This is a genomic window from Erysipelatoclostridium sp. MSK.23.31 (assembly GCF_019125875.1).
Classification (GTDB): Bacteria; Bacillota_I; Bacilli_A; order Erysipelotrichales; family Coprobacillaceae; genus Thomasclavelia; species Thomasclavelia ramosa.
In genome coordinates, this window is the sequence record NZ_JAHOCB010000142.1 from 1 (window position 1) to 333 (window position 333).

1 protein-coding gene is annotated in these 333 nt (G+C 32.4%); it reads left to right on the top strand.

Translation table 11 applies throughout. From position 1 onward, the window contains the following. Positions 1-182: 182 nt before the first annotated feature. The coding region (locus KSU54_RS18695; protein WP_199414789.1) for a transposase at positions 183-333 on the top strand (151 nt) is incomplete at its 3' end.

Here is a 333-nt window from a genome sequence, read left to right on the forward strand (position 1 = left end):
TTACCTGTTCAAATTGAAAATTTGAACATATAGACTTAAGTCAGTTGAGCATACGAAGTATGCGAAATAAAAAACCACCTGCTATGCGGGTGGAGCAATAAAGAAGTTATACAAAGATATCACCTTTCCGATATAATGGAGTTGTTCAAGCTGTCATTATAAGAAAGGAAAGGTGATTAAGTATGGCACAAAAAACAAATTCATTGGCACATACGAAGTGGATGTGTAAATATCACATCGTCTTCACACCAAAGTATAGACGAAAAGTGATATATAATCAACTTAGAAATGATATAAGAGAAATAATAATAAGATTATGTCAATATAGAGGGG